Annotated in this window: 20 protein-coding genes and 1 tRNA gene; 8 read left to right on the top strand and 13 right to left on the bottom strand. The window is 67.0% G+C overall.

Going from position 1 to position 24,741, the window contains the following annotated elements; genetic code table 11:
• Window positions 1-6: 6 nt before the first annotated feature.
• The 6 genes from bchO to Q331_RS0106670 all read right to left on the bottom strand — a co-directional run bounded on the left by bchO (window position 7) and on the right by Q331_RS0106670 (window position 6,730).
• Complete coding sequence (gene bchO, locus Q331_RS0106695) at window positions 7-894, bottom strand: alpha/beta fold hydrolase BchO (protein ID WP_026380044.1); 888 nt, start codon at window positions 892-894, stop codon at window positions 7-9.
• Window positions 895-983: 89 nt separating this feature from the next.
• Window positions 984-2,792 (bottom strand): magnesium chelatase subunit D, encoded by a 1,809-nt coding sequence (locus Q331_RS0106690; RefSeq protein ID WP_026380043.1) that lies wholly within the window; start codon window positions 2,790-2,792, stop codon window positions 984-986.
• 46 nt (window positions 2,793-2,838) lie between these two features.
• Window positions 2,839-3,864, bottom strand: coding sequence for a magnesium chelatase ATPase subunit I (gene bchI / locus Q331_RS0106685; RefSeq protein ID WP_026380042.1), 1,026 nt, complete (start codon window positions 3,862-3,864; stop codon window positions 2,839-2,841).
• A 324-nt stretch (window positions 3,865-4,188) separates the two neighbouring features.
• Window positions 4,189-5,364 (bottom strand): CaiB/BaiF CoA transferase family protein, encoded by a 1,176-nt coding sequence (locus Q331_RS0106680; protein WP_026380041.1) that lies wholly within the window; start codon window positions 5,362-5,364, stop codon window positions 4,189-4,191.
• 19 nt (window positions 5,365-5,383) lie between these two features.
• Window positions 5,384-6,604 carry an acyl-CoA dehydrogenase gene (locus Q331_RS0106675; protein WP_051630746.1) on the bottom strand — a complete coding sequence of 407 codons (1,221 nt, stop codon included), beginning with the start codon at window positions 6,602-6,604 and terminating at the stop codon, window positions 5,384-5,386.
• 49 nt (window positions 6,605-6,653) lie between these two features.
• Window positions 6,654-6,730, bottom strand: a tRNA-Ile gene (locus tag Q331_RS0106670).
• Window positions 6,731-7,009: 279 nt separating this feature from the next.
• Between Q331_RS0106670 and Q331_RS0106665 the strand changes: the two genes are divergently transcribed.
• On the top strand, window positions 7,010-7,741 hold the full coding sequence (locus tag Q331_RS0106665) for an SIMPL domain-containing protein (RefSeq protein ID WP_026380039.1): 732 nt from the start codon (window positions 7,010-7,012) through the stop codon (window positions 7,739-7,741).
• A gap of 100 nt (window positions 7,742-7,841) precedes the next feature.
• Here the strand turns inward: Q331_RS0106665 and rpoD are convergent, their stop codons facing one another.
• The 3 genes from rpoD to Q331_RS0106650 all read right to left on the bottom strand — a co-directional run bounded on the left by rpoD (window position 7,842) and on the right by Q331_RS0106650 (window position 12,534).
• Window positions 7,842-9,836, bottom strand: a complete 1,995-nt coding sequence (gene rpoD / locus Q331_RS0106660) for an RNA polymerase sigma factor RpoD (RefSeq protein ID WP_026380038.1) — start codon at window positions 9,834-9,836, stop codon at window positions 7,842-7,844.
• A gap of 162 nt (window positions 9,837-9,998) precedes the next feature.
• The gene (dnaG, locus tag Q331_RS0106655; protein WP_026380037.1) at window positions 9,999-11,957 is read right to left on the bottom strand and encodes a DNA primase; all 1,959 of its coding nucleotides are present in this window, start codon (window positions 11,955-11,957) and stop codon (window positions 9,999-10,001) included.
• Window positions 11,958-12,069: 112 nt separating this feature from the next.
• Window positions 12,070-12,534: a GatB/YqeY domain-containing protein gene (locus tag Q331_RS0106650; RefSeq protein WP_034491331.1), complete on the bottom strand. Its 465-nt coding sequence runs from the start codon at window positions 12,532-12,534 to the stop codon at window positions 12,070-12,072.
• Between the two features lie 234 nt (window positions 12,535-12,768).
• Between Q331_RS0106650 and carA the strand changes: the two genes are divergently transcribed.
• A complete protein-coding gene (gene carA / locus Q331_RS0106645; RefSeq protein WP_026380035.1) occupies window positions 12,769-13,992 on the top strand; it encodes a glutamine-hydrolyzing carbamoyl-phosphate synthase small subunit in 1,224 nt (407 codons plus the stop codon).
• Window positions 13,993-14,002: 10 nt separating this feature from the next.
• Here carA and Q331_RS20380 read toward each other — a convergent pair whose 3' ends face one another.
• Window positions 14,003-14,521 (bottom strand): DUF2937 family protein, encoded by a 519-nt coding sequence (locus Q331_RS20380; RefSeq protein WP_156953278.1) that lies wholly within the window; start codon window positions 14,519-14,521, stop codon window positions 14,003-14,005.
• Between the two features lie 45 nt (window positions 14,522-14,566).
• Window positions 14,567-15,439 carry a KPN_02809 family neutral zinc metallopeptidase gene (gene ypfJ, locus Q331_RS0106635; RefSeq protein ID WP_026380034.1) on the bottom strand — a complete coding sequence of 291 codons (873 nt, stop codon included), beginning with the start codon at window positions 15,437-15,439 and terminating at the stop codon, window positions 14,567-14,569.
• Between the two features lie 515 nt (window positions 15,440-15,954).
• Here ypfJ and Q331_RS20375 point away from each other — a divergent pair.
• From Q331_RS20375 to Q331_RS0106610, 4 genes are all read left to right on the top strand, one after another.
• The gene (locus tag Q331_RS20375; RefSeq protein WP_051630744.1) at window positions 15,955-16,239 is read left to right on the top strand and encodes a helix-turn-helix domain-containing protein; all 285 of its coding nucleotides are present in this window, start codon (window positions 15,955-15,957) and stop codon (window positions 16,237-16,239) included.
• A 154-nt stretch (window positions 16,240-16,393) separates the two neighbouring features.
• Entirely contained in the window at window positions 16,394-19,651 is a 3,258-nt protein-coding gene (carB, locus tag Q331_RS0106620; RefSeq protein WP_026380033.1) for a carbamoyl-phosphate synthase large subunit, read from the top strand.
• Window positions 19,652-19,771: 120 nt separating this feature from the next.
• On the top strand, window positions 19,772-20,245 hold the full coding sequence (greA, locus tag Q331_RS0106615) for a transcription elongation factor GreA (RefSeq protein ID WP_026380032.1): 474 nt from the start codon (window positions 19,772-19,774) through the stop codon (window positions 20,243-20,245).
• Window positions 20,246-20,332: 87 nt separating this feature from the next.
• Window positions 20,333-20,962: a glutathione S-transferase family protein gene (locus tag Q331_RS0106610; protein WP_026380031.1), complete on the top strand. Its 630-nt coding sequence runs from the start codon at window positions 20,333-20,335 to the stop codon at window positions 20,960-20,962.
• 55 nt (window positions 20,963-21,017) lie between these two features.
• On the opposite strand, the gene Q331_RS0106605 is transcribed toward Q331_RS0106610, so the two are convergent.
• Together Q331_RS0106605 and Q331_RS0106600 are read right to left on the bottom strand one after the other, a co-directional pair.
• Entirely contained in the window at window positions 21,018-21,497 is a 480-nt protein-coding gene (locus Q331_RS0106605) for a hypothetical protein (RefSeq protein ID WP_026380030.1), read from the bottom strand.
• Window positions 21,498-21,622: 125 nt separating this feature from the next.
• Window positions 21,623-22,939, bottom strand: coding sequence for an NAD(P)H-dependent oxidoreductase (locus Q331_RS0106600; protein ID WP_026380029.1), 1,317 nt, complete (start codon window positions 22,937-22,939; stop codon window positions 21,623-21,625).
• Window positions 22,940-23,103: 164 nt separating this feature from the next.
• Between Q331_RS0106600 and Q331_RS0106595 the strand changes: the two genes are divergently transcribed.
• Entirely contained in the window at window positions 23,104-24,306 is a 1,203-nt protein-coding gene (locus tag Q331_RS0106595) for a pyridoxal phosphate-dependent aminotransferase (protein ID WP_026380028.1), read from the top strand.
• A 234-nt stretch (window positions 24,307-24,540) separates the two neighbouring features.
• The coding region (locus tag Q331_RS0106590; RefSeq protein ID WP_026380153.1) for a helix-turn-helix domain-containing protein at window positions 24,541-24,741 on the top strand (201 nt) is incomplete at its 3' end.

The following is a 24,741-nucleotide window of genomic DNA, read 5'->3' as shown; positions in this document are numbered from 1 at the left end:
CCGAATTCAGGCGGCGATGCCGTGGCTCCTGGCAAGGCGCAGGAAAAGCTCGGCCATCGCCTGCGGATCCTCCTCATGCGCCAGATGGCCGAGCCCGGTCACGTATTCGACCTCGGCGGCGGGAATCTTCTCCTTCACCCGGAAGGCCGTCTCCGGCGAGATGGAGCGATCCTCGCCGGCCGCGATGAGAACCAGCGGGGTCTCCAGCCTGGTCATGTCGCGCTCCAGGGGGCCGAGTTCCCAATTGGCCATCATGTTGATGGCGGCCCAGACATGACCGGGATTTCGCGCCAGCATCTCGTACCATTCGATGTCCTGGCGCGGCAGCTTGGAGCCAGTGCCGTCGATGAGGCGGGTCACGGAGCGGCGGTCGCGGGTGGCGCTCCAGGAGAAGAAATGCGCCGAGAGCGTGGAGCGCGCCATCGCCTTGGCCATGGGCGAGAAGAACTGGCCGGCCATGCCGGAGAGCGGCAGAAGCGCGCCGTTGAGGCTGACGAGAAGCTTCGGATGGGCGAGCCCGTCGAGGCACATGCGCATCAAGATGGCGGCGCCAGCGGAATGGCCGACGACCATCTGCGGCTTCAACTCCAATGCGTCGAGGAGGGCGGCAAGGTCCTTCGCCATGCCCGGCATCGACAGGCGACGCGCCGCCGGCTTGTCGGTGAAGCCGTGGCCCGGCAGGTCCATGGCGACGACGCGGAAATGCGCCGAAAGCAGCGGCAGGATGGCGGCCCAGGAATGGGTGGTGGCGCCGGTGCCGTGGACGAGGAGGAGAAGCGGCCCCTTCCCCATCTCCTGGACATGCCAGTTGAGGCCCGCCGCCTCAACGAAACGGCTCGCCTCGCGGTTCGGCCAGCCAAGGCCCTCGCGGTCCCAGCGCAGTCGCTCGGTCATGAAGGTTTCACCGCCCCGCCACCTGACGCTCCATGGCCCAAGGGTGCCAATCCAATGCGAGGCGGCCAAGCCCTTTCATGGCGCTTTCCTCAAGCCGCCGCCGGCACGCCGCGCCCTGGCGCCACCGCCTGCACGGCGCGCGACATCGCGGCCGCGTCGGCATAGGGCAGCGGCAGGTAAAGCGCGCCCATCTCGCTTGCAAGACGCGCCGCCCGCTCCTGCGGCTTGGGCGAGGTATCGATCAGCACCGACTTGAAGCCCATCGCCTTGAAGGCCCTGGCGGCGGCGAGCGCATCTTCCTCGGCCTTGGCGCGGCCGGGCTCGCCGTCGCGGGCGATGTTCGCGCGCCCGTCGGTCAGAAGCACGACGCTCGGCGTCTGGCCCTTGCGCTTGACGCTGTCGCAGAGCGCGGCGGTGGCGTCGAGGGCGGCGGCGAGCGGGGTTCCCCCGCCGCCGGGTATGCCGGCGAGGCTGCGCTTGGCGCGGGCCAGCGAGCGCGTCGGCGGCAGGATGATTTCCGCCTCAAACCCGCGAAAGGCAATCAGCGCCACCTGGTCACGGCGGACATAGCAATCGGCCAGCACCAGTTCCACGGCGCCCTTGGCCTCGGCGAGCCGGTGCAGCGCCGCGGAGCCCGAGGCGTCGACGACGAAGATCGTCACGGTCTCGGAGCGTTCCTTGTAGCGGGCGATGCGGAAATCGTCGCGCCGAACCTCCACGCGAGGCCGTTCGGCCTTCTCGCCCATGGAGCGGCGAAGCGGCTGCCAAGGCGCGGCGGCCCGCAAGGTCTCCACCACATTGAGGCGCACGCCGTCCCTAAGGTCGCCGGCGCGCGAGCCTATCGGCCTTCCGCGCAGGCCCGACTGGCGCTCCGCCCCGGCCTTGCCGCCCTGCGCCCCGCTTGTGCGCCGCCGCTCCATGCCGGCCGCGAGCGCCGCCAGGAGACCGGCGGGAATCGCCGCCTTGGCGGCATCGAGGACGACATCCTCCAAAGGCTTGTCCTTCGCCTCGTCCTTGTCGCGCTCCTCGCCCTCCTCCTGCGGCTCGGGCGGGTCCGGCGGCTGTTCGGGCTGCGGCTCTTCCTCGCCTTCCTCCTCCATCATCGGCAGGACGGTGGCGCGCGGGGCGAGCACCAGCCGCGCCGCGACGGCCAAATCGGTTTCGCAGATTTCGCTTTCGCCGCAGAGGGCGGCATGCGCCCTTGCCACTCGCCCGGCCAACATGGGCGCGCGCAGGGAGCCGATGCCGAGCGCCATCGCGGTGCCGCAAAGCACTTCCAGCGCCTTGTCGGAAAGGGCGATATCGGCAAAGCGGCCCGCCGCCTCCCGCACCTCCTCGCGCGTCACTTGCGGCGGCTCCAGCCGGCGCAGCGACAGAGCGGAAAGGTCGATGTGGAAGGCGAGCCGGTCGAGCAGCGCCGCCGGCGGGGCCTCGTCTTCTCCAACGCTCTCATCGAGCGCGACGACGCCGAAGCGCGTCGGGGTGCGCAAGGTCAGGCCGTCGCGCTCCAGAACCACCTCGCCGGCATCCATCGCGGCGACGAGATGCGCCGCCTTGCCGGAGGGAAAGCGCTCGGCCATGGCCAGGACGAGGAGACCGCCATCGGCCGAGGCGAGAATGCCGCGCTCGGCAACCGGGCGACCGGCGCTGAGCGTGGCGGTGAGATCGAGGCCGCCGAGAAGCCTGCTGTCGGTGACATGAAGGGGAACGCGCCGAAGCGGCGCCTTGTCGCCAAGCAGCGACTTGAAGGCATCGAACCAGGCCTCGCGCGCCGGACCGGAAAGGCCGCGTAGCGCCGCGCCGCCAAGCTCGGCCGGGGCGACGGCCAGAAGCGCCGCCGAAAGCGCCGCATCCGCCCAGGCAGCCCTTGCCGCATCCTCGCCCGGCCGCTCGCTCATGGTTCAGCTCACCTCCACCATCCCACCGGACTGCGGCCTACCGGCCTCAGGCGCCGAAAATCTCCTCCAGGGCGCGGTCGACGCGCACGCCGGAGCCGGCATCGTCGAGAACGTTGCGGCGCAAGCGATGGCGCAGAGCCGGCGGGGCGATGCGGCGCAGATGCATATCGCTCACCGCGTCCTCGCCCTCGAAGGCGGCGAGCGCGCGGGCGGCGCGCATCAAGGTCAGCTCGCCGCGCAGCCCGTCAGTGCCGAGCGCGATGCACAGTTCGGCCGCCCGCTCCAGCGCCTTGTCGGAAACTTCCACTTGCGGCAGGCGCTCCTTGGCGGCGGTGATCTTGCGGCGAAGCTGGCCGTCCTTGCGCTTCCACTTCTCCACGAAGGCGGCCGGGTCGCGCTCGTAGATGTCGCGCCGGCGCACCACGTCGATGCGGGTGGGCAAATCCTCCGGCGTCTTCACCTCCACGGAGAGGCCGAAACGATCGAGAAGCTGCGGGCGCAACTCGCCCTCTTCCGGGTTGCCGCTGCCGACGAGGACGAAGCGCGCCGGATGGCGCACGCTGAGGCCCTCGCGCTCCACCACGTTCTCGCCGGAGGCGGCGACGTCGAGGAGAAGATCGACGAGATGATCCTCCAACAAGTTCACCTCGTCGATGTAGAGAAAGCCGCGATGGGCCCTGGCCAGAAGCCCGGGCTCGAAAGCCTTCTCGCCGCGCGTCAGCGCCAGCTCCAGGTCGAGCGCGCCGACGACGCGGTCCTCCGTGGCGCCGAGCGGCAGGTCGATGACGGGAACCGGCATCATCCGGCTCTTCATGTCGCCCTTGGCGGCGTGCTCGCGACAGGCGTCGCAAAAAGCCCGCGGCACGTTGGGATCGCAGCCGTAATGGCAGCCGACGACCACCCGCATCTTGGGCAGAAGCGCGGCGAGCGCGCGCACGGCGGTCGATTTGCCGGTGCCACGGTCGCCGAAGACGAGGACGCCGCCGATGGACGGGTCGATCGCCGCCAGAAGAAGGGCCGTCTTCATCTCGTCCTGGCCGACGATCGCGGAGAAGGGAAATGGCTGCGCCATGATCAGACCTTGAGGCTTCGTCTGTCGAGAAATGCGGTGCGGACGCCCTGCCCGCCCCCACCGGCAAGCGCGCGGAGATGAGGAGAACCTTTCCGGGCGCGCTTGGCGATGTACATGAACGAGATCGTCTTCAAAAGGAAAGCTGTCGGGTGAGGGCTCGTCCCCAAGATTGCAGCGGATCCCCCCGCCTGCCGTCGCCGGCCTGCAAGAGGGTCGCCGGAGCCTCTTGAAGTGCACCCTTTCTTTGATCGCGTCCAGGGTTTCGACGCGCCTGTGCGGAAAATTCGCAGGCAAATCAAGCGCTCACCCGGCAGCGGCATGGCCTCAGCCGGCCGCCTTGACCGGCTTTTCCTCCTCAAGCTCGCGCAAGATCTCCTCGGTGTGCTCGCCAAGGCGCGGCGAGCGCCTGCCGGAGCTGGCCGGCGCGCCGTCGAAGAGGATGGGCGTCCTGAGGCCGGGCACACCGTCCGCCTCAATGGCCATGCCGCGCGCCTTGACCTGCGGGTCGGCGAAGACCTCCGGCAAGGTGTTGATCGGCCCGGCCGGAATGGCGTCCTCCTGAAGCCGCTTTAAGAGCGCGTTCTTCTGCCAGCCGGAAATCCTTTCCGCCAACAGCGCCACCAGCGCCTCGCGGTTGGCAACGCGCGCGGCATTGCCGGCAAAGCGCGGATCGTCGGCCCATGCCTCCGCGCCGAGAATGCGGCAGAGGCCGCCGAACTGGCGGTCGTTGCCGACGGCCAGAATGAGGTGGCCGTCGCTGGCGGCGAAGACCTGATAGGGCACGATATTGGGATGGGCGTTGCCCCAGCGCGCCGGGGCGCTGCCGGAGACGAGATAGTTCATCGCCTGGTTGGCCATGACGCCGACCATCGCGTCGAGAAGCGCCATGTCGATATGGGTGCCCTCGCCCGTGCGCTCGCGCTCGCGCAGGGCCGCCTCGATGGCGATGACGGCATAGAGCCCGGTGAAGATGTCGGCGAAGGCAACGCCCATCTTCATCGGCTCGCCGCCGGGCTCGCCGGTCAGGGACATGACGCCCGACATGCCCTGGATCATGACGTCGTAGCCCGCCCGCGGCGCATAGGGGCCGCTCTGGCCGAAACCGGTGACGGAACAGACGATGAGATGCGGAAAGTCGCGGCGCAGGGTGGCGGCGTCGAGGCCGTATTTCCTCAAGCCCCCCAGCTTGAAATTCTCGATGAGGACGTCGGAGCGCGCGCACAGCCGGCGGACAATCCGCTGACCTTCCTCGCTGGCGATGTCGACGCCAATGGAGCGCTTGCCGCGGTTGCAGGCATGGAAATAGGCGGCGCCGATCTCCTCGCCGTCCGGGCCGGCGACGAAGGGCGGGCCCCAGCTTCTGGTGTCGTCGCCGCGCCTCGGCTCCTCGACCTTGACGACGTCGGCGCCGAGATCGGCCATCACCTGTCCCGCCCAGGGGCCGGCGAGGATGCGCGCCAGCTCCACCACGCGGATGCCGGCCAGCGGCTTGTCGCTCATCTTCGTTTCCCCGCGCGGCTCAGAAGAAGGCCTGGATGCCGGTCTGGGCTCGGCCGAGGATCAGCGCGTGGATGTCGTGCGTGCCCTCATAGGTGTTCACCGTCTCAAGGTTCTGGGCATGGCGCATGACATGGTATTCCTCCTGGATGCCGTTGCCGCCATGGATGTCGCGCGCCTGCCGGGCGATATGGAGCGCCTTGCCGCAATTGTTGCGCTTGATGAGGGAAATCATCTCTGGCGCCATCTTGCCTGCGTCGAAAAGCCGGCCGACCCTCAGCGCCGCCTGCAGGCCGAGCGCGATCTCCGTCTGCATGTCGGCGAGCTTCTTCTGCACCAGTTGGGTGGCGGCGAGCGGCCTGCCGAACTGCTTGCGCTCCAGCGCGTAGCTGCGCGCCCGGTGCCAGCAATCCTCCGCCGCGCCCATGGCGCCCCAGGCGATGCCGTAGCGCGCCCGGTTGAGGCAGCCAAAGGGGCCCTTGAGGCCGGAAACGTTCGGCAACAGCGCCTCTTGCGGCACCACCACCCCGTCCATCACCACCTCGCCGGTGACGGAGGCGCGCAAGGAGAGCTTGCCGCCGATCTTCGGGGCCGAAAGACCCTTCATGCCCTTCTCCAGGACGAAGCCGCGGATCGCCCCCTCATCGGCCTCCGACTTCGCCCAGACGACGAAGACATCGGCGATCGGAGCATTGGATATCCAGGTCTTGGTGCCGGTGAGGCGGTAGCCGTCCGCCACCTTCTCAGCCCGCGTCTTCATGCCGGCCGGATCGGAGCCGGCATCGGGCTCCGTCAGGCCGAAGCAGCCGATGAGCTCGCCGCTCGCCAGCCCCGGCAGGTATTTTTGGCGCTGCGCCTCATCGCCATAGGCGTAGATCGGATGCATCACCAAAGAGGACTGCACGCTCATCATGGAGCGGTAGCCGGAATCGACCCGCTCCACCTCGCGCGCGACGAGACCGTAGGCGACATAGGAGGCGCCGGCGCAGCCATACTTCTCCGGCAAAGTGAGGCCGAGAAGGCCGAGGGCGCCCATCTCGCGGAAGATATCGGGGTCGGTCTTCTCGCTCGCATAGGCCTCCAGAACGCGCGGCAGAAGCTGCTCCTGCGCATAATCATGCGCGCTCGCCGCGATCAGCCGCTCCTCCTCGCCAAGCTCCTCGCCAAGCAGGAAGGGATCGGACCAGTCGAAGGCCGGCTTTGCCGTCACATTATCTAGCTTCTGCGCCTCGCTCACGCTCATGCCGCTTACCACCCTTCATGCTCCGGATGTTCTCGCCCCGGATGTTTCGTGGTGGGTCCGGCAGGACTCGAACCTGCAACCAAGCGGTTATGAGCCGCCGGCTCTAACCAATTGAGCTACGGACCCTTATGGCGGAGGTAAGCCATCGCCACGGCGCGGGCAAGCGGCGCTTGGCTCCAACCGCCTCAGCCGGCTCGCATCCGCTCGCCACCTCGTCGGCAAGAAAGGCCATCGCGTTTGCCGGCCGATGGCCGGTTCCGTTCCCCTCCCCCGCCGGAAAGATGAGGGATGGCGTCCCATGCCGCGACCGCCCCATGCCATTGCCCTCCTGGAGAGCGCGGCCCGCAAAAGCGCCGCATTCGCCCGCCATCGGCACGCTTCCTTCGGTAAAACAGGAGAACCGCCATGCCGGCAGCCCGCCATCTCGCCCCTTACGCACTCGCCCTGGCCGCGCTTTTTGCCGCGCCGGCGCTGGCACAGGAGGCGCAAAAGCCGCGCCCCAGCATCTCCGTCACCGGGACGGGCGAGGCTTCCGGCGCGCCGGACATGGCGGTGGTGCGGATCGGCGTCGTGGAGGAGGCTGAAAGCGCGGAGGCGGCGTTACAGGCCAATTCGGAAGCGATGGCGAAGGTGACGGAAGCCCTGAAGGCCGCCGGTATCGCCGAACGCGATCTGCAAACCTCCGGCTTTTCCATCCGCCCGGTCTACGCCAACGAGCGCCCGCAGCCGAATGCGCAGCCGAGCGCGCCGGAGATCACCGGCTACCGGGTGGAGAACCTCTTGACGGTCCGCATCCGCGAGCTTCAGAGCGCCGGGGCGCGGCTCGACGAGGTGGTGAAGCTCGGCTCCAACCGCATCGAGGGGCTCACTTTCACGCTCGACGACGCCAGGCCGCTTCAAGCCGAGGCGCGCAAGAACGCGGTGGAAGACGCCAGCGCCCGCGCCAAGGAACTGGCGGAAGCGGCCGGCGTCGCCCTCGGGCCGATCCTTTCCATCAGCGAGCAGAGCTTTGGGCGACCGCAGCCGCAGATGATGTCGATGGCGCGCGCGGAGGCGGCCGGCGGCGCCGTGCCGATGGAAGCGGGCGAGGTGAGCGTGAACGTTCAGGTGAACATGGTCTGGGAGATCGGGGAATAGGGCGCGTCCCCTCCTCCCTCGCCAGCAGGCGAGAAAACCTTCCGAGACGAAAAAGCCCGGCGCATCGGCCGGGCTTTTTTTTGCTTTCGCGTCGGGCGCCTCAGCTATCCAAGAAGCTCCTGAGCTTCCTGGACCGCGACGGATGCTTCAGCTTCCTCAGGGCCTTCGCCTCGATCTGGCGGATACGCTCTCTCGTCACCGAAAACTGCTGGCCGACCTCTTCCAGCGTGTGATCGGTGTTCATGCCGATGCCGAAGCGCATGCGCAGCACGCGCTCCTCGCGGGCCGTGAGAGAGGCCAGCACGCGGGTGGTCGTCTCGCGCAGGTTCGACTGGATCGCCGCGTCGATGGGAAGAACGGCGTTCTTGTCCTCGATGAAGTCGCCGAGATGGCTGTCTTCCTCGTCGCCGATCGGCGTTTCCAGGGAGATCGGCTCCTTGGCGATCTTCAGAACTTTTCGGACCTTTTCGAGCGGCATCTGGAGCTTTTCGGCCAGCTCCTCCGGCGTCGGCTCGCGGCCGATCTCGTGCAGCATCTGGCGCGAGGTCCTGACGATCTTGTTGATCGTCTCGATCATATGCACCGGGATGCGGATGGTGCGCGCCTGATCGGCGATGGAGCGGGTGATCGCCTGGCGGATCCACCAGGTGGCGTAGGTGGAGAATTTGTAGCCGCGGCGATACTCGAACTTATCCACCGCCTTCATCAGGCCGATATTGCCTTCCTGAATCAAATCAAGGAATTGCAGGCCGCGGTTGGTGTACTTCTTGGCGATGGAGATGACGAGGCGCAAATTCGCCTCCACCATTTCCTTCTTCGCCTGGCGGGCCTCGCGCTCGCCCTTCTGAACCTTCTGGACGATGCCGCGGAACTCGCCGATCTCAAGGCCGGTGGAGGCGGCGAGCTCCTGGATATCGGTGCGGATGGTGTGAATCTGGTCCTTGCCATTGGCGACGAAATCGCGCCAGCCCGGCGAGGTCAGCCGCGCCACGCGGCGTACCCAATGCTGGTCGTGCTCGTAGCCGCGATAATGGGAAAGGAATTCCATGCGGTCGACGCCGTAGCTCTCGGCAAGGCGCAGGAGCCTTGTGTCGAGGGCAACGAGGCGTTTGTTGATGTCGTAAAGCTGCTCCACCAGCGCGTCGATACGCGCCTGGTTGAGGGAGAGCGACTTCACCTCCACGATGATCTCGTCGCGCAGCTTCTTGTAGCGGCGCTCCTGGGGCGGGGTGAGGGCGCGGCTCTGCATATCGTTCTCGACGAGCGTGTCATGCAGTTTTCTCAGACGCTTATAATTGTCGGCGATGGCGTCGAAGGTGGCCAGCACATTCGGCTTGATCTCCGCCTCCATCGCCGCCAGCGACAGATTGTTCTCGTAATCGTCGTCGTCCTCGTCGCCGTCCTCGCCGCCCTCGCCATCGGCTTGCGGCTCCTCCTCGCGCGCCTCCGGCTCGGCCGGCTGGACGGAAGGTTCCGGCGCCTTGGCGTCGGGCCCGGCATAGGTGGCTTCCAGATCGATGATGTCGCGCAGCAGCGTGTCGCCGTTGTTGATCTCGTCGCGCCAGATGATGATCGCCTGGAAGGTGAGCGGGCTTTCGCAAAGGCCGGCGATCATCGCCTCGCGGCCGGCCTCGATGCGCTTGGCGATGGCGATCTCGCCCTCGCGGGAGAGAAGCTCCACCGCGCCCATCTCGCGCAGATACATGCGCACCGGATCGTCGGTGCGGTCGGAGGGCTCGCGCTTGGTGGTCTTCTTGGTGATGGCGGTGGAACCGGCCTCCACGAGGTCGCGGCCTTCCGCCTCTTCCTCCTCCTCGCCCTGCTGCTCGGCCTCTTCGGCCTCCTCCGCCTCCACCACATTGATGCCCATATCGGAGAGCATCGACATGGTGTCCTCGATTTGCTCGGAGGTCACCTCTTCGGAAGGCAGAACGGCGTTGAGCTGATCCACGGTCACATAACCGCGCTTCTTGGCCTCCTTGATCATCCGCTTGACGGCGGCGTCGGAGAGGTCGAGAAGCGGGCCATCCGTGGTCTGGCCTTCGCGCGTCTCTTCCTTGGTGTCGGTCGTCTGGGTCTGGTTCGCTGTCGTCATTGATCCGTCGTCTCGGCCGCGCGACGCCCGATCGCCCATGCTATCCGTGTCGCGGTCGTGTTCCAATCTATGCCTTCACCGTAAAGCGCCACTTAACCATAGGACGCAGAAGCGGCAATTTGAAATTTCTCAGCCTTTCGCGCCGGCGGGACTGCGCGCTTCTTAAGAGCGAGCCTTGAAGGGGTGTAAAAGGACTGCCTCAGTCCGGTCTTCTTCCAAAACACGATGGCGCAGCCGCAGGTCTTCCTCTTGGATATCCTTCAGTCGGGTAAGACCGCCTTCGACCACTTCCTCGGCAAGATCGCGTGCGGCAGCCCGGCGAGCGTTAGATAGAGTTGTCGTGCGGCGACGCAAGAGGTGTGCGTCATCCCAGATCGCCGCGGCCCTCTCCCCGCTCCCGCCCGGCAAGAGGTCGAGGAGCCCCGCCGTGGCCAGTTTCTCGCGCAAAGCGGCGATGGGCAAGGCCGGACGGCGGGCGGCGAGCCGCGCGGCCAGCGCCTCGCCGGCAAGGTCGGGCTCGTGCGAGATTTCGAAGGACAGCGCGGCGGCAAGCTCGGCCAAAGCGGTATCGGCGAAATCGATCTCGCCGAGCCTTTCCAGCCGCTCCGCTGCCAGTTCAGGATGGAAGACCAGGGCGCCGAGGAGGATGGCGTCGGCGAGCGTGATGGCCGCGCCGGAGCGCCCGGCCGCCCGCACCAAGGCCGTCGACAGGAGCGACGGCGAGGCCTCGCCCCAATCCGGCCCGGCGCCAAAGCCCCCTGCCCGCCCCTTCGCAGGCACGCGGCCACCGCCGCGCGAGGGCGCGCCGCGAAAAGGCGCGGCCGGCGCGCTCCGCTTCTGCCGGCGCCGCTCGAAAAGCCGGTCGCGGTAAAGCTCGTCGTAATGGCGGCGCACATCCGCATCGCCGATCCGCCCCACCGCCTCTTTGAGCGCCCGCTCCGCGCCCGCCAGACGTTCCGGCGTGTCCAGGGGCGCGCGCGTCATCTCACGGCGCCAGAGCATCTCCGCAAGCGGGCTCGCCGCCTCCAAGACGGCGGCGAAACCTTCCGCCCCAGCCTCGCGGATGACATCGTCCGGATCCTGGCCCTGCGGCAGGAGGGCGAAGGCAAGGCTCCTGCCCGGCTTCAGGTGCGCAAGGGCAAGGTCGATCGCCCGGTCGGCCGCCTTCAGGCCGGCCTCGTCGCCGTCGAAACAGAGGATGGGCTCGTCGCCCATCTGCCAGAGAAGATGCAACTGCTCTTCCGTCAGCGCCGTGCCGAGCGGGGCGAGGGTCGCCTCAAAGCCCGCCGCGACGCAGGCGATGGCGTCCATATAGCCTTCCACGACAAGAAGCCGCCCGCCCTTTGCGGCAGCGGCGCGCGCCACCTGGCCGTTGAAGAGGACGCGGCTTTTGGAAAACAGCGGCGTTTCCGGCGAGTTGAGATATTTCGGCTGCGCGTCCGGGGCGAGCGCCCGGCCGCCGAAGGCGATGACCTTTCCGCGGAAATCCAGAATGGGAAAGATCAGCCGGTCGCGGAAGCGGTCGTAGCTTACCGGCACGTCCTCGCCGGCGACGAGGAGGCCGGTCTCGGCCATCTCCTGCGGGCCGATGCCGGCTTCGGCGAGGTGGTTCTTGAGCGCGTTGCGCGAGGCCGGGGCATAGCCGAGACCAAAGCGCGTCACCGTCTGGGGGCTGAGGCCGCGCTCGCGCAGATAGGCGCGCGCCCGCGCCCCTTGCGGCCTGGCGAGCTCGGCCTGGAAGAAGGCGGCCGCCTTTTCCATCACCTCCACAAGGCTGGTGCGGCGGGCGGCGCGCGCCTCCTCGCGCGGGTCGGGATCGGGCAGCGGCAGACCGGCGGTCTCGGCAAGATCCTTGACCGCCTCGGGAAAGCTCATCCCCTCCAATTCCGTGAGGAAGGTGAAATGGTCGCCGGAGGCGCCGCAGCCGAAGCAATGGTAGCGGCCGCGACGATTGTCGGCGTGGAAGGAAGGCGTCTTCTCGCCATGGAAGGGACAGCAGGCCCAATAATCGCCGCGCGCAGGCTGCGACTTGCGCTTGTCCCAGGAAACGCGCCGCCCGACGATATCGGCGATGGGGATGCGCGCCCGGATGGCGTCCAGAAAGGATGGCGGAAAACGCATAGCACTCCCTAGCACAGGCGCTGGCGCGAAAGCATCCACGATGCTCGCGCTCCCCCGCTCTCCACCTCTGCCCACAGCCGGCGCGGCCCGCGAACCGGCGCGAGGGGGAGCGCTAGCGGGTCAGCATTTCCTTGATCTTGGTGCTGGCCTGGCCGAAATCCATGCGCCCGGCATAGCGCTCCTTCAAGGTGCCCATGCATTTGCCCATGTCGCGCAGCCCCTGCGCTCCGACCTCGGCGACGACCTCGCGGCACGCGCCCTCGATCTCCTCCTCGCCCATCTGGCGGGGCAGGAAGGAGCGGATGATCTCGATTTCCTCGCGCTCCTGCTCGGCCATCTCCAGGCGGCCGTTCTCCTCGTAGATTTGCGAGGATTCCTCGCGCTGGCGGATCATCTTGGCGAGGATGCCCATGATCTCCTCGTCGCAGACGCCGTCCTGGCCCTTGGTGCGCGCCTCGATGTCGCGATCCTTGATGGCGGCGTTGATCAGGCGCAGCGTCGCCGTGCGCACGCGATCGCGCTGCTTGATGGCCTCCTTCAGGCCGTCATTGACTTCATCGCGGATTCGGTCGCCCATGACTTACTCCTCGCTCGGGGAGCGCGAAAACGACATGCTGGAGAGAACGGAGCCGGCGCGGTGCCGGCCGTGAATTCGGCCATTCCTCGCGTTGACGCGGCATGATCAGGCCACTACCTAACGCGCGCTCCCCCAATGCGCCTCAGCCGCGTCGATATAGGCATTCGCTGCGGGGACGCAAGACAGCCGGCCTTAGCCGGTCACCACACAGCCCAAGCGCCGGGATTTTTGCAGATGCCAGACATTTCTCCTGACCCCGCAACCGGCTGGCCCGAAGCAAGGCCGACCGCCTGTCTGGTGCTTGCCGACGGAACGGTGATCGAAGGCGAGGGCATCGGCGCCATCACCACATCCACCGGCGAAGTCTGCTTCAACACGGCGATGACCGGCTACCAGGAGGTTCTGACCGACCCTTCCTATGCCGGCCAGATCATCACCTTCACCTTCCCCCATATCGGCAATGTCGGCGCCAACGAGGAAGACGTTGAGACGGTGAGCCCGGCGCAAGGCTCCGGCGTCGCCGGCTGCGTCCTGCGGGCGCCGATCGGCGAGGCCTCCAACTGGCGCGCCACGCGCCGGCTCGACGAATGGCTGAAGGCGCGCGGCATCGCCGGCATCACCGGGGTCGATACCCGGGCCCTCACCAACCGCATTCGCGAGAAGGGCATGATGAACGCGGTTCTCGTCCACGACCCGGCGGGCAATTTCGACTACGAGGCGCTGAAGAGGCAAGCGGCCGCCCTGCCCTCCATGAGCGGCCTCGACCTCGTTCCCGGCGTCACCGCCGCCCAGCGCTACGACTGGTCGGGCACCACATGGCGGCTCGGCTCAGGCTATGGCCAGCAAGAGGGGGGCGAGTATCATATCGTCGCGGTCGATTATGGGATCAAAAGCAACATTCTGCGCCTGTTGGCCGAAGAGGGCTGCCGGGTGACGGTGTTGCCGGCGAGCGCGAGCGCCGAGGAGGTGATGGCGCTTCAGCCCGACGGCATCTTCCTGTCCAACGGGCCGGGCGATCCGGCCGCCACGGGCGCATACGCGGTGCCGAACATCCGCAAGCTGATCGATACCGGCACGCCTATCTTCGGCATCTGCCTCGGCCATCAGATGCTCGGCCTGGCGCTGGGCGGCAACACCGCGAAGATGCATCAGGGCCATCACGGCGCCAACCATCCGGTCAAGGACCACACCACGGGCAAGGTGGAGATCGTCTCCATGAATCACGGCTTTGCCGTGGAGCGCGACAGCCTGCCGCCGGACGTGGAGGAGACGCATGTCTCGCTCTTCGACGGCTCCAATGCCGGCATCCGGCTGAAGGGAAAACCGATCTTTTCGGTGCAATACCATCCGGAGGCCTCGCCCGGCCCGCAGGACAGCCACTATCTCTTCGAGCGCTTTATGGAGAATGTGCGCCAAGCGAAGAAGGCGCAGGCCAGCAAAGCTGCGGTCGGGGCCTAGGATCGAGAGCCTAGCCGGTCGCGCCCTTCGGGCTGGGGCGAAAGAAGACCAGCCGCAAGACGCGCGCCAACACCCAGCTTAGAAAGCCGAGGGCGAAGACACCGGCCGCCGTCCACAACGCCCCGACAAGGGTCAGCGGCACGGCCGGCTGATAATCTCGCCAAGCGCCTTCGGCGATGCGCGGGTCCGGGTGACGAAGCACGACCATCGGTCTTAGCGCCGGATTGGCCACCTGAAGCTCCTCCTTCTGGCGCATCAGGGCGCTGAAGCGGTTGAGAAGCTCACTCATGGACACGCCGCGGTCACGCAGGAAGGTGTCGGGCGAGCGCTCGTAGATGTCCAAAGCCTCGTCGCGATCGAGGCCGCTGCGCCGGGCATCGGCGTCGAAATCGGCGACGACGATCTGCAGCTCCTCCACGGCGCCGCCCAGACGCTGGCTATATTGCTGGGCGAATTCGGGAGCCTGCGAGCCCAGGAGCCCGCCGACGATCGCCATGGCCGCCACCGCGGTTCGCCTGATCAGTGCCACCGTCTTGCCTCAGACGAGATCCTGGCCTCAGATGAGATCCTGGCCTCAGATGAGATCCTGGAAGGTGTCGCAGGCATCCAGCGTTCCTCTCTCGTAGCCACGCCGGAACCACGTGGCGCGCTGCTCGGCGCTGCCGTGGTTGAAGGCATCGGGCACGACGTAGCCTTGCGTTCGCCTTTGTATCATGTCGTCGCCAAGCTGCCCCGCGGCATTCAATGCCTCGCGGATGTCGCCTTCTTCCAGATAACCCTTCTTGGCGGTGCGGTTCGCCCAGATGCCGGCGAAGCAATCGGCCTGCAGCTCCACACGCACCGACAGGGCGTTGGATTCGCGCTCGCCGAGCCGGCGGCGCATTTCCGTCGTCTTGGGCAAAATCCCGAGCACATTCTGCACGTGGTGGCCGACTTCGTGCGCAATCACATAGGCCTGGGCGAAATCGCCCGGGGCATCGAAGCGCCGGCGCAGTTCCTCAAAGAAGGAAAGGTCGATGTAAAGGCGCTGGTCGCCTGGGCAGTAGAAGGGGCCCGTGGCGGCGCCGGCAAAGCCGCAGGCGGAACGCACTTGCCCCTCGAAGAGAACCAGCGTCGGCTCCGGATAGTCGGAACCGCCTTGGCGGAAGATCGCGCCCCAGACATCCTCCGTATCGGCCAGCACGGTGGCGACGAAATCGTCGACCTCACTCTCGGTCGTGGCGACGCCGCCGCCATTGCGCGGGGCGCTCTGCTCGCTCGGCGCCATCACCTGCGCGTCGCCGAGAAGCGCGAGCGGGTTGATGCCGAAGACGAGCCAGAGAACGACAGCGATAATCAAGATGCCGATACCGCCGCCGCCGGCGCGTCCGACGCGGATCACGCCGCCTCCGCCCGTCCCACGGCGATCCTCGACATTGGCCGACTGCCTTCTTCCCCGCCAACGCATCGCTCAGGCCCTTCCGCTCGCCGTGATGGCGCATGGACAATCACGATCGCGGCGGCAGGTTCCCGAGCCGGCGAAACATTTGCCGCGCGCCAGGACGGGAAATGCAAAAGGCGCGGCCAGTGGCCGCGCCTTTCGCGTTCGATCCGTTGCGGTGGGACCCTCTGCGCCGTTTAGCCGAACCAACGGCTGACGCGGCGGAAGAGACGGCCGACGCCACAGCTGAAGGTGGCGTAACGATGTACGTCGACACGGTCGTGTCCCAGCCGAGCACGGGTCAGCATGATATCACTCAACATGACAGCCCTCCTTGGCTTGGGTTTCGGTGCGTGGTTCCCGACAGACCGTCCTGCTCGATTCGGGAGCACTGTTTGCGCCTTGAGGGTCAATATGTGCACCTGGTGCGCTTTCGTCAAGCGATAAAAGGCACTTTGTGCGCATTCACGATTTCGATATAGGCTCAAAGGTAAAATCACACTAAGGTTTGGCGACGATGGACAGGCGTGGGCGTGACAAGCATGACCCCTGATCAGTTCAAGGCATGGCGCAAGCAGCTCGGCATGAAGCAGAAAGAGGCCGCCGAGCGGCTCGGGCTGAAAAAGCGCATGATCCAGTATTACGAGACCGGCGAGCGCGACGGTAAGAAGGTGAAGATCCCGAAGTCGGTCCGCCTGGCCTGCTACGCGCTGGCCATGGGCGTGGCCGATTACGACGGCGAGAGCGCCGTCTTCGAGGATGGCGAGACGCGCGGCGAGCCGCAAAGCGAGACGCCGCCGCGACCGGCTCTCGTGGAGGTCAGCTAGCTTTTCTTTCGCAGCGCAAAAAAATCGCGTGAATGCGTGGCCGGCATGCGGTCGGAGCGCTTTGCGTTGGCGGCGAATTCCTCTATAAGCGCGGCCACTTTCCACTCACCACGGAAACGGCCGGGCCTCGCGGCTCGCCTCCCAACACGCCTCCATGCCGAAGAGAACCGACATTTCCTCCATCCTGGTGATCGGTGCCGGGCCGATCATCATCGGCCAGGCCTGCGAATTCGACTATTCGGGAACGCAGGCCGTCAAAGCCCTGAAGGCCGAGGGCTACAGGGTCATCCTGGTCAATTCCAATCCGGCGACGATCATGACCGACCCGGAGCTGGCCGACGCCACCTATGTGGAGCCGATCACCCCCGATATCGTCGCCAAGATCATCGAAAAGGAAAGGCCCGACGCGCTGCTGCCGACGATGGGCGGGCAAACGGCGCTCAATTGCGCGCTGTCGCTGCAGAAGGCCGGCATCCTGGACAAATTCGGCGTCACCATGATCGGGGCACGCGCGGAGGCGATCGACAAGGCGGAGGACCGCGAGCTCTTCCGCGAGGCGATGACCACGATCGGCCTGGAGACGCCCCGCTCCAAACTCGCCCATTCGCTTGCCGAAGCGCTGGCGGCGCTGGCGGAGGTCGGCCTGCCGGCGATCATCCGGCCCTCCTTCACCCTCGGCGGCACCGGCGGGGGCATCGCCTATAACCGGGAGGAATTCCTCGACATCGTGGAGCGCGGCATCGACGCCTCGCCGACCAACGAGGTGCTCATCGAGGAATCGGTGCTGGGCTGGAAGGAGTATGAGATGGAGGTCGTCCGCGACAGGGCGGACAATTGCATCATCATCTGCTCCATCGAGAACATCGACCCGATGGGCGTGCATACCGGCGATTCCATCACCGTCGCCCCCGCCCTCACACTCACCGACAAGGAGTACCAGGTGATGCGCGACGCCTCGATCGCGGTATTGCGCGAGATCGGGGTGGAGACGGGCGGCTCGAACGTGCAGTTCGCCATCAACCCGCAAGACGGGCGCATGGTGGTGATCGAGATGAATCCGCGCGTGTCGCGCTCCTCCGCCCTGGCCTCCAAGGCCACCGGCTTTCCCATCGCCAAGGTCGCGGCGCGGCTTGCCGTCGGCTACACGCTCGACGAGCTCGACAACGAGATCACCGGCGGGGCGATGCCGGCCTCCTTCGAGCCGACCATCGATTACGTGGTCACCAAGATCCCGCGCTTCGCCTTCGAGAAATTCCCCGGCGCGGAGCCGACGCTGACGACCTCGATGAAATCCGTCGGCGAGGTGATGGCGATCGGCCGCTCGTTCGCCGAATCGCTGCAGAAGGCCCTGCGCGGCCTGGAGACCGGGCTTGCCGGCCTCGACGAGGTGGCGATTGCCGGCATCGGCGAAGGCGACGACAAGAACGCCATCCGCGCCGCGCTGGGGCGTCCGACGCCGGACCGGCTCCTCAAGGTGGCCCAGGCCTTCCGCCACGGCGCCAGCTGCGAGGAGGTGCACGAGGCCTGCCGCATCGACCCCTGGTTCCTGCGCGAGATCAAGGCGCTCGTCGACTGGGAGGAGAAGGTGCGCGCCAACGGCCTGCCGCAGGACGCGACCACGCTGCGGGCGCTGAAGAGCCTCGGCTTCTCCGACGGGCGACTGGCTTCGCTCGCCGGCCGCGAGGAAGCGCAGGTGCGGGCGCACCGCGAAAGGCTCGGCGTTCATCCCGTCTTCAAGCGCATCGACACCTGCGCCGCCGAGTTCGCCGCCTCAACGGCCTATATGTACTCCACCTACGAGCGCAGCTTTACCGCCGGGGCGCCCGCCGAGAACGAGGCGCGGCCTACCGAGCGCACCAAAATCGTCATCCTCGGCGGCGGGCCGAACCGAATCGGCCAGGGCATCGAGTTCGACTATTGCTGCTGCCATGCCGCCTTCGCGCTCGCCGATGCGGGCTACGAGACGATCATGGTCAACTGCAACCCGGAGACCGTCTCCACCGATTACGACACCTCCGACCGGCTCTATTTCGAGCCGCTCACCGTGGAGGACGTCCTGGAAATCCTCAGGGTGGAGCAGCAGGCCGGAACGCTGAAGGGCGTCATCGTCCAGTTCGGCGGCCAGACGCCGCTGAAGCTCGCCCAGTCGCTGGAAGAGGCGGGCATCCCCATTCTCGGCACCTCGCCCGACGCCATCGACCTTGCCGAGGATCGCGACCGCTTTCAGAAGCTCCTGGCCAAGCTCGGGCTCAAGCAGCCGAACAACGGCATCGCCCGCTCGGCCGAGGAGGCGCGCCGGATCGCCGCCGAGATCGGTTTTCCCGCCGTCATCCGCCCCTCCTACGTGCTCGGCGGGCGGGCGATGGAGATCGTGCGCGATATGGGCCAGCTGGAGCGCTACATCGCCGAGGCGGTCGTGGTCTCCGGCAAGTCGCCCGTCCTCATCGATTCCTATCTGGCAGACGCCATCGAGGTCGATGTCGACGCCCTGTCGGACGGGGAGAGCGTCGTCGTCGCCGGCATCATGGAGCATATCGAGGAGGCCGGCATCCATTCCGGCGATTCGGCCTGCGCCCTGCCGCCGCATTCCCTGTCGAAGGAGGTGATGGCGGAGCTGGAGCGCCAGACGGCGGCGCTCGCGCGCGGCCTTGGCGTCGGCGGCCTGATGAACGTGCAATACGCCGTCAAGGACGGCGAAATCTACGTCCTTGAGGTCAATCCGCGCGCCTCGCGTACCGTGCCCTTCGTCGCCAAGGCGATCGGGCGGCCGATCGCCAAGCTGGCGGCGCGGGTGATGGCCGGGGAAAAGCTCGCCGAGCTACACGCCGCCCCGCAGATTCACGGCCATATCGCCGTCAAGGAGGCCGTCTTCCCCTTCGCCCGCTTCCCGGGCGTCGATACGGTGCTCGGCCCGGAAATGCGCTCCACCGGCGAGGTGATGGGGCTCGATTACGACTTCTCCGTCGCCTTCGCCAAGAGCCAGCTGGGCAGCGGCGTCGCCCTGCCGACGCGCGGCACCGTCTTCGTCTCCGTCAAGGACGCCGACAAACCGCGCATCGCCGCCACGGTGAGAATGCTGGTGGAAAGCGGCTTCAAGATCATCGCCACCAGCGGCACGCAGCGCTATCTCGGCGAGAATGGCATCGAATGCGCGCGCATCAACAAGGTACTTGAAGGCCAGCCGCATATCGTCGATGCTATCAAGAACGGGGAGATTCAGCTCGTCTTCAACACGACCGAAGGCGCGCAGGCTCTCGCCGACAGCCGGTCGCTGAGACGGGCGGCGCTTCTGCACAAAGTGCCGTATTTCACAACCCTGGCCGGCGCCCATGCCGCCGCTCAGGGCATAGAAGCCCTGCTCAGCGGACAGCTTGAAGTCAGGCCGCTGCAATCCTACTTCGTCAGCGCCTGACAAAGGCTTGTTATGATCAAAGGGTGTTCCTCCCAGGCCGGGCGGAGCGCCCGATTTTTTGCTGCGCCCCCCTGCCCCTCAACAAGACGAGACGGCACACCGGGCGACGTGGAGGAGATGATGGAAAAGATTCCGATGACTGCAGCCGGCTATGCGCAGCTGGAATCGGAGCTGAAGCGACTGACCTCGGAGGAGCGGCCGCGCATCATCCAGGCGATCGCGGAGGCGCGTTCGCATGGCGATCTGTCGGAGAACGCGGAGTACCACGCCGCCAAGGAGCAGCAGAGCCTCAACGAGGGCCGCATCGCGGAGCTTGAGGACAAGCTGACGCGCGCCGAGGTCATCGACGTGTCGAAGCTCACCGGCTCGACGGTGAAGTTCGGGGCGCGCGTGCGCCTCGTCGACGAGGATACGGAGGAGGAGAAGAGCTGGCAGATCGTCGGCGATCTTGAGGCCGATGTGCGCCAGGGCCGCATCTCCATCTCCTCGCCGATCGCCCGCGCCCTCATCGGCAAGAGCGTCGGCGATTCGGTGGAGGTCGCCGCCCCCGGCGGCGCCCACAGCTACGAGATCCTCGACGTCCATTACGGCTGATCCGATGGCAGGCCCGAGGCCGCGAGCTTGCGGCCGGGCCGCGCACGTTGCTAACTGGCCCGCCTTGTCTCAAGGTGGGCCTTTTTGATGATCGATCTCTATACCTGGACGACGCCGAACGGGCGCAAGGTCTCCATCGCGCTGGAAGAGATGGGCCTTGCCTACGAAGTGCATCCCATCGACATTGCCGCGGACGAGCAGTTCCGCCCGCAATTCCTGAAGATCAGCCCGAACAACAAGATCCCCGCCATCGTCGACCACGAGGGCGGCCTCAGCCTGATGGAATCGGGCGCCATCCTTCTCTACCTCGCCGAAAAGACCGGCAAGTTCATGCCGCAGGATTCGGCCGGGCGCTGGCGAGCGATGGAATGGCTGATGTGGCAGATGGGCGGCTTCGGCCCCATGCTCGGCCAGGCGCATCATTTCCTGAAGTTCAATCCGGGCAAGGCGCCCTATGCGGAAGAGCGCTACGCCAAGGAGACGGCTCGCCTCTACAAGGTGCTCGACCGCCAGCTCGCCGAGCACGACTACCTCGCCGGGGAGTATTCCATCGCCGACATGGCGACATGGCCCTGGGCCTCGCGCTTCGAGTGGCAACAGATCGACCTTGCCGACTTTCCGCATGTGCGCGACTGGTATCTCAGGATCGCCGAGCGCCCCGCGGTGCAGAAGGGCTATCACGTTCCCAAACATGCGGGCGAAATGCCGCTGCCCTGAATGAGAAACCCCGCGCCGACGGCGCGGGGTCCCAACACCTTGAGGGTGAAGAGCCTCAGTTGCCGGGTGCCGGCGCTGCCGCTTCGCGCGTCGCCTCGATCAGGCGGATGGCCGCGTCGACGCAGGCCTCGGCCGTCTCGCGCGGCGAGCAGTTGACGCGGATGACGGAATCGCCGCGGCGCATGGCAAAGCTCGTCGACATGCCCCTGCCGGCCATCGTCCCGCGCTGCCCCTGGCGTGCGGCCTTGCCCCATTGGCCATGCGGCCCGCGCCCGCGCATGCCCGGCCCGCAATCGCCGCTCCAGCCGCCGCGCTGCCAATTGCCCTGGCCGCGCCCGCCCGGACCCCAATCGCCCCAGTTCGGACAGTTGCCGGGTCCCCAGCCGGGGCGCGCCTGCTGGGTGTTGCCCGTGCCGGCCTCCGACGCCGTCTCGTCGATGACGATTTCGTCCTGCGGGGAGGCATCGGTCTGGGCATAGGCCGCAGAGGAAAGGCCGAGGGCGAGAGCCGCGCCAGCGGCAAGAAGGATGCGCATACGTGTTCTCCTGATTGTCAACGCCGCCCCACTCGCGGCGACTATACGCCCAGGGGAATGTCCGTGGCGTGAAATCTCCGTAAGGAACGCGGATCGGCGGTGCGACGCGACGCCCTGGTCGCCGTTCAAGCCGGCGGCGCGGTGAGCCCTGCCTCGCATTCGCGCCGCAGCTCCAGCGCCCGGCTGTCGGGAAGCGCCTCCAGATCCGCCACCGCGACGACGCTGCCCTCACCCACCGGCCGCTTCAGCCGCACGCCATGGGCAAGGCCGATGGGAAGGGCGCCGGCGGCGAGACTTTTCTCCGCCGGCATCAGCCGGCCCCAGACGGCGTAGCCGCCCTCCCCGTCCAGCGTCTCGCCGGCGCCAAGATCCTTCTTGGCGACAGCCACGACGTCGCCGCGAAAGGCCGCAGTGCTGCCGGTCGGCTGGCCGGCGAGAGCCGCCGCGTAGACGGAGACGCCGAGCTCCAGGCCGATAAGGTGATAGGGCCGATAAAGCGCCGCATAGGTGCCTGTCGCGTCGGTGGCGAGGCCGTATTCGGCAAAGCAGGCGGCGGTATAGGCGTTCGGCGCCTTCATGACGACATAGACGCCCCAGCGCAAATCGCGCGGCACGGTGCGACCGTCGCGCTCCATCGAGGAGACGACTTCCACCAGCCCCTCGCCGGCAAGCTGGCCACCCTCGGCGCGCGGACGCAGGATATGGGCAAGCTGGTCGGCGCCGCAGGACGGGAAGGCAAGACCCTCTTGCGGCACGGCGAGATCGCAGGCATTGGCGACGGCCGCCATCTCGATGGCCGATTTGGTGCCGTCGACGAAGGAGTTGAACATCTGCGGGTTCATGCCGCCGGCGCGCGCATCCTCAGCGCGCATGCCGAGATTGTCCCAAACGGTCTCAGGCGTCGATTGGTGAAAGCGCGGCAGGTATTTCGTGCCCTTGCCGGCAGCGACGACAGAAAAGCCGCAGGCACGGGCCCAATCGACCAATTCGGCGATAAGCGCCGGCTGGTCGCCATAGGCCATGGAATAGACGAGGCCGGCGCGCCTCGCCCGCTCCGCCAGCGCCGCGCCGCAAAGCACGTCGGCCTCCACATTGACCATGACGAGATGTCGTCCGGCCTCAATCGCCGCCAGGGCATGGGCGGCGCCGGCGACGGGATCGCCGGTCGCTTCCACGACGACCTCCACGCCCTGCGCGCCGATGGCCGCCAGGGCGTCCTCGGTGAGGGGCGTCGCGGCGATGCGCGCGGCGTCCCAGCCGATGGCGGCGAGCCGGCGGCGGGCGCCTTCGACGTTGAGATCGGCGATGGCGACGACCTCGATCGCCGGCATCGTCGGCAGCTGGGCAAGGAACATGGATGCGAACTTGCCGCAGCCGAGAACCGCCACCCGGATCGGCCCCTGCTCGGCGGCGCGCCGGGCAGCCCATCTCATCCAGTTCATAGCCTGTCTCCTCGCTTACCCGCCTGTCCTGGCATGTGGCGGCAGAACGGTGTTAGCTGTCGAAAAAGGCGAGCGCCAGGTTGTCCATCCGGCTTGCGCCAGCCCCACCTTCAGCCTAGTTTCCGCGCCCGTTGCCAACCCTTGAGCTTCGGAAACCTCGCACCATGGCCCTTCTTGCCGATTCACTCTCCCGTGTTCAGCCTTCCCAGACCATCGCCGTCGCGGAGAAGGCGCGCGAGCTGAAGGACGCCGGCCGAGACGTCATCGGTCTCGGCTCGGGCGAGCCGGATTTCGACACGCCGGACAACATCAAGGAAGCGGCGATCGCCGCCATCCGCCGCGGCGAGACCAAATACACGCCGGTGCCGGGCATTATGGAGCTGCGCGCCGCCATCTGCGAGAAGTTCAAGCGCGAGAACGGGCTCAGCTACAAGCCGGCGCAGACCATCGTCGGGACGGGCGCAAAGCAGATTCTCTACAATGCCTTGGCGGCGACGCTTAACCCGGGGGATGAGGTGCTGATTCCCTCCCCCTATTGGGTCAGCTACCCGGACATGGTGCTGCTCAACGGCGGCGAGCCGCGCTTCGTGGCGACGACGCTTGCCGACAAGTTCAAGCTCAAGCCGGAGACGCTGGAAGCCGCCATCACGCCGAAGACGAAATGGCTCATCTTCAACTCCCCCTCCAACCCCTCGGGCGCGGCCTATACGGAGGCGGAGCTGAAGGGGCTCGCCGAAGTCTTGATGCGGCATCCGCAGGTATGGATCCTCTCCGACGACATGTACGAGCACCTGCTCTACATTGAGGAGCCCTTCGCCACGCTGGCGCAGGTGGAGCCGGGACTATGGGAGCGCACGCTGACGACCAACGGCGTCTCCAAGGCCTATGCCATGACCGGCTGGCGCATCGGCTATGCCGGCGGGCCGGACCGGCTCATCAAGGCCATGACGATGATCCAGAGCCAGCAGACTTCGGGCGCCTGCTCCATCGCCCAATGGGCGGCGGTGGAGGCGCTGAACGGGCCGCAGGACTTCGTGGAAACCTCGCGCCAGATCTTCCAGAAGCGGCGCGACCTCGTCGTCTCCATGCTCAATCAGAGCTCGATGCTTGAATGCCCGGAGCCGGAGGGGGCCTTCTACGTCTACCCGTCCTGCGCCAAGGCGATCGGCAGGAAGGGGCCCTCGGGCAAGACGATCGAGACGGACGAGGATTTCGTCACCGAGTTGTTGGAGGCGGAGGGCGTTGCCGTGGTGCATGGGTCGGCCTTCGGCCTCGGCCCGAACTTCCGCATCTCCTACGCCACCTCCACGGAGGCGCTGGAGGAGGCCTGCGGGCGCATCCAACGCTTCTGCAACAGCCTCAGCTAGCGCCTTCGGCCAGCGGCGGCGCCTTGGAACGGCGCCCGCCGCGCCTCGTTGTCCCCTGCAAACGAGGAGACAGCGATGACCCGCGAGACGAGACGGGCGGCCGAGGCGAAGAACGCCAACCGGCGCGCCAACGAACGCGTTAGAGCATCTTCGATGAACTTAGAGTCGGTTTGAGGCTTCACGCGGTCTGGCTTGTCTGATTCGATGCTGCTGGTGATTTGCCAGGAGGTGAAGATGTCGAGGAGCCTGAGCGGCGACCTTCGCGGCCGTGTGATCGCGGCGATTGAGGATGGAGTTTCGACGCGCGAGGCGGCGCGGCGCTTTTGCATCGGGATCTCGACGGCCGGGGCCTGGTATCGCCGCTATCGCGAGACCGGCGAGACGGAGGCTCGCAAGCAGGGCCAGCCGTCACGCTCCAAGCTCGATGCGCACGAG

Source organism: Afifella pfennigii DSM 17143, assembly GCF_000688515.1.
Taxonomy (GTDB): domain Bacteria; phylum Pseudomonadota; class Alphaproteobacteria; order Rhizobiales; family Afifellaceae; genus Afifella; species Afifella pfennigii.
This window is presented reverse-complemented; position numbering and strand designations above follow the sequence as displayed.

Excerpts from the sequence above, each read along its gene's own strand:
- bchO (WP_026380044.1), bottom strand. The coding sequence starts at position 894 with ATGACCGAGCGACTGCGCTGGGACCGCGAGGGCCTTGGCTGGCCGAAC.
- Q331_RS0106690 (WP_026380043.1), bottom strand. The coding sequence starts at position 2,792 with ATGAGCGAGCGGCCGGGCGAGGATGCGGCAAGGGCTGCCTGGGCGGAT.
- bchI (WP_026380042.1), bottom strand. The coding sequence starts at position 3,864 with ATGGCGCAGCCATTTCCCTTCTCCGCGATCGTCGGCCAGGACGAGATG.
- Q331_RS0106680 (WP_026380041.1), bottom strand. The coding sequence starts at position 5,364 with ATGAGCGACAAGCCGCTGGCCGGCATCCGCGTGGTGGAGCTGGCGCGC.
- Q331_RS0106675 (WP_051630746.1), bottom strand. The coding sequence starts at position 6,604 with ATGAGCGTGAGCGAGGCGCAGAAGCTAGATAATGTGACGGCAAAGCCG.
- Q331_RS0106665 (WP_026380039.1), top strand. The coding sequence starts at position 7,010 with ATGCCGGCAGCCCGCCATCTCGCCCCTTACGCACTCGCCCTGGCCGCG.
- rpoD (WP_026380038.1), bottom strand. The coding sequence starts at position 9,836 with ATGACGACAGCGAACCAGACCCAGACGACCGACACCAAGGAAGAGACG.
- dnaG (WP_026380037.1), bottom strand. The coding sequence starts at position 11,957 with ATGCGTTTTCCGCCATCCTTTCTGGACGCCATCCGGGCGCGCATCCCC.
- Q331_RS0106650 (WP_034491331.1), bottom strand. The coding sequence starts at position 12,534 with ATGGGCGACCGAATCCGCGATGAAGTCAATGACGGCCTGAAGGAGGCC.
- carA (WP_026380035.1), top strand. The coding sequence starts at position 12,769 with ATGCCAGACATTTCTCCTGACCCCGCAACCGGCTGGCCCGAAGCAAGG.
- ypfJ (WP_026380034.1), bottom strand. The coding sequence starts at position 15,439 with ATGCGTTGGCGGGGAAGAAGGCAGTCGGCCAATGTCGAGGATCGCCGT.
- Q331_RS20375 (WP_051630744.1), top strand. The coding sequence starts at position 15,955 with ATGACCCCTGATCAGTTCAAGGCATGGCGCAAGCAGCTCGGCATGAAG.
- carB (WP_026380033.1), top strand. The coding sequence starts at position 16,394 with ATGCCGAAGAGAACCGACATTTCCTCCATCCTGGTGATCGGTGCCGGG.
- greA (WP_026380032.1), top strand. The coding sequence starts at position 19,772 with ATGGAAAAGATTCCGATGACTGCAGCCGGCTATGCGCAGCTGGAATCG.
- Q331_RS0106610 (WP_026380031.1), top strand. The coding sequence starts at position 20,333 with ATGATCGATCTCTATACCTGGACGACGCCGAACGGGCGCAAGGTCTCC.
- Q331_RS0106605 (WP_026380030.1), bottom strand. The coding sequence starts at position 21,497 with ATGCGCATCCTTCTTGCCGCTGGCGCGGCTCTCGCCCTCGGCCTTTCC.
- Q331_RS0106600 (WP_026380029.1), bottom strand. The coding sequence starts at position 22,939 with ATGAACTGGATGAGATGGGCTGCCCGGCGCGCCGCCGAGCAGGGGCCG.
- Q331_RS0106595 (WP_026380028.1), top strand. The coding sequence starts at position 23,104 with ATGGCCCTTCTTGCCGATTCACTCTCCCGTGTTCAGCCTTCCCAGACC.